The organism is Vibrio sp. 10N.222.48.A3, assembly GCF_041475345.1.
Taxonomy (GTDB): Bacteria; Pseudomonadota; Gammaproteobacteria; order Enterobacterales; family Vibrionaceae; genus Vibrio; species Vibrio tasmaniensis_A.
In genome coordinates, this window is sequence record NZ_JBFRVX010000949.1 from 2,095 (window position 1) to 5,230 (window position 3,136).

2 protein-coding genes and 1 pseudogene are annotated in these 3,136 nt (G+C 42.8%); 1 reads left to right on the forward strand and 2 read right to left on the reverse strand.

The genetic code is table 11. The features are described from left to right. Positions 1-408, forward strand: a pseudogene (locus AB4653_RS22210) (allophanate hydrolase); the annotation flags it as partial. A 146-nt stretch (positions 409-554) separates the two neighbouring features. On the opposite strand, the gene AB4653_RS22215 reads toward AB4653_RS22210, so the two are convergent. After that, positions 555-2,009: an FAD-dependent oxidoreductase gene (locus AB4653_RS22215; protein WP_017100549.1), complete on the reverse strand. Its 1,455-nt coding sequence runs from the start codon at positions 2,007-2,009 to the stop codon at positions 555-557. A gap of 532 nt (positions 2,010-2,541) precedes the next feature. Beyond that, positions 2,542-3,136, reverse strand: a 595-nt coding sequence (locus tag AB4653_RS22220; RefSeq protein ID WP_372105365.1) for an FtsX-like permease family protein, incomplete at its 5' end; no start/stop codon positions are given.

Here is a 3,136-nt window from a genome sequence, read left to right on the forward strand (position 1 = left end):
CCTAATTACAACCTACCCGTGAACCTGCGAGTGATTGAAGGCTATCAAAGCGAGTTGTTCACTGGTTCAGCAAAAGAGACTTTGTATAACGCACAGTATCACGTTGACCAAAATTCAAATCGCATGGGCTATCGACTCAGTGGTCAATCGGTTGATTCACCTGATATTTCGCTATTGTCTGAAGGTATTGCCTTAGGTGCGATTCAAATCCCCCAAGATGGGCAACCTATTGTGTTGCTTAATGACAGACAGACTATTGGTGGCTATCCGAAGATTGGATGTGTTGCCAGAATCGATTTGCCGCGCTTAGCACAAGCCAAACCTGGACATAAAGTCTCGTTTAGTAAAGGCGATCGCTTAGGATTACAAGATGTTTGGTGCCAATGGGCTCAGTTTTTCGGCTATTAGTTTTTGCTCTGTAGCTAAAAGTAATTGCCTAGAGATATAGTTCGGTTGGTTTTCGGTATATTAGCTGGCGTTTGAATGAAGGTTCGGCTTACCTGTCAAAGTAAGCCGAATTGAAGATGTTTAGCGTAGTAGATTATGACTGAGTATTAAGCGTGATCTTGGCCTGATACCTTTGCAAGGGCTTCTGGGTATCCGCGTTCTTGTGTCAAATCTATCGCTTTATTCTCAATATTCTTTAGATTAAGTGACATTGTCACTGAGTGTGTATTTTCAATCGATACTGACTCTGCGACATCAAACCAATGCTCAGCGACCTTTTGCGCTGCCTCTAAGGTTGAAGATGCTTTGACTACTTCAAGTCGAGCATAGCGATCACCACAGAATGACACGTCTGAAGCTCTTAAGCTCGGATCGGTTCCCGGAATCTGCTGTGCACCGAACAAAGGCTTACCACCTACCAGTGCAGAGCTAAAACTTGGGATGAACTGAGACATATGCGTTATCGCAGCGCGAGTTCTTAATTCGAGCTGCTCTTCACTCCAACCTGATACGATTTTCTTAAGAAGCTTAGAAGGCAACTGAGGCTGTGATGAATCTGTTGATGATGAAACAAGCCCACCCTCAAATAGAGTAATCCCTTCTGTCATACCGTGAAGTTGGAATACACCATCAGCGTACGGTGTTAACTGAGCCATGCCTTGCGGTGTGCCTCTCGGGCCATGGAAGATAACCTCTGGCCACTCTTCCTTACATTCTTGCGAATACGGCCACTGCGTAACGTATGCGGCTTTGAACTCAACAAGCCTTTGTTGCTTAGAACCGACAAAGTCATCCACGATGCCCGTTTCAAAGCCACTTGCATTAATCAAGTAGTCGGTCGTTAGGTGACAGCTTTGGTTCTCAGCGTCTGTATAAGTCAAAGACCAACCTTGCTCTAACGATTCAACAGATTGTAATCGGCTGTTGGTTAACACGGTACAATTAGATTGTTGCCCCAAAGAGAGTTGAGCGGTTGCAGATAAGCGGAATACGCTCCAGCCATACTCTTGAACCATAGCAACAGGATACTTAAGGGTTTCTAGATCCGTATGTTTAGCGAAAGGAATACACCATTCATCAAGCGATGTTGGTTTCAGAGGCTGTGTTTGAGCAGCAAGTGCTAGTAACTCTTCTTTACTATACAGCTTGTAATACTCTTCCGGTTTACCAAGCACTTGGTTGCTTTTATCTTGATTAACAAGCTCAGCATAAGCGTTCTTGATTATCTTTAGGCGCGGAAGAAGATCCAACGGCTCTCCACCATCACTGTGTGGAACAGCGATAATTGTCGGACGAATATTGATAGTATGGGGAAACAAGCGGACGGTATCAATTGACTGAGTGAGCAACTGAAGACACTGCTCTACAGAAATATCTCGATACAAATTGCCACCAGCATGCAGATGGCAAATTGGTGGACCATTAACCAAACTCGGTCCTTTTTCCAAAATAGTGACCTTATAACCCAACTCACTAAAATGAATTGCGCTCGTCGTTCCGGCAATACCACCACCAACAATGGCAATAGAAGGCTGATTTGTATCCGTTTTGTTGTGGTTCATCGTGTTCTGTAGAATATGATTAACTGCCGCTATTCTACTTTTGTTCTGCTACGAATTAAAACACATTTTTATCAAGGTCTTAGATAGGCAGTATTTAATATCTATGTAAAAAACCTAAATAATCTCTTGACTCAATAACTCCAGATTGAGTTTTAAAGGTTATTATAACCGTCACATTTGTCCTAAGTGACGCCACATAAAGGCTGCCTCAGTACTCTTAAAACATAGATGTTAACTTATCCCTAAAGTTATCCACCGTTTTTGTGGATAACTGTTGATAACGTTCTTGCTAAGTTGCGCAAACCCTTTGTTTACAGGGACTAACCGCTGTTCATTAAATCGGCATTATTGCGCAATTAGTTTTAAAAAATACTAAAAAATTGGGAAATTAAGGTGCGATGTTCGTAACTTGTGCTACGCATTGGTCAAATAAAAAGCGGTCTAAAGAGACGTCTTATAAATAGTGAACGACTAAGTATAAGTAATTTCACTTTTAGACCGTTTTAAGCATTTGGTTAGATCTTGCTAGCGACTAACCAAAATCCTTGTTTACTGGTGCCAACAAACGTTTGATTAAGCTATTCACTACCGCGGCCAATGTGATAAACGTCAGCACGGGTAGCGCTATCCACAGTATTGGGTGGAGTGAAGGTTCTAACTCAAAGCCAAAGTTCATTACCCCTGCAACACTGAGTTCAGAACCTAGCGCAGCAATTGAGCCAGCTACTAACGCCATCACCCCGTATTCACACCAAATAGTGTTGAGAATACGCTTCTTACTCGCGCCTAAGGTTCGGTACAAGCGTATCTCTTGTTGTCTTTGAGATAAGCTCAGTCGCAACAGAGTGAAGATAAGCAATAGCCCCGCCACTACACCTAACGCGGCAAGTACGGTTATCGACCAAACAATCTGTTTGAGCAACTCTTGGATCTTGCTACCCATTTTACGAATGTCCATCAAACTCACGGTCGGGTGATTTCGAGATAATTCGTTGAGCATTTGGTTGTGTTGCTCTTCTAATCTGAAGCTCACCAACCAAGTAGAAGGAATAGCGCTCAAAACATCGGGAGTAAAAATGAAATAGAAGTTTGGCTTCATTTCACGCCATTCTACTTTTCGGATGCTG

Bases quoted from the DNA above. Each gene is read 5' to 3' on its own strand.
- AB4653_RS22215 (WP_017100549.1), bottom strand. From the start codon at position 2,009: ATGAACCACAACAAAACGGATACAAATCAGCCTTCTATTGCCATTGTT.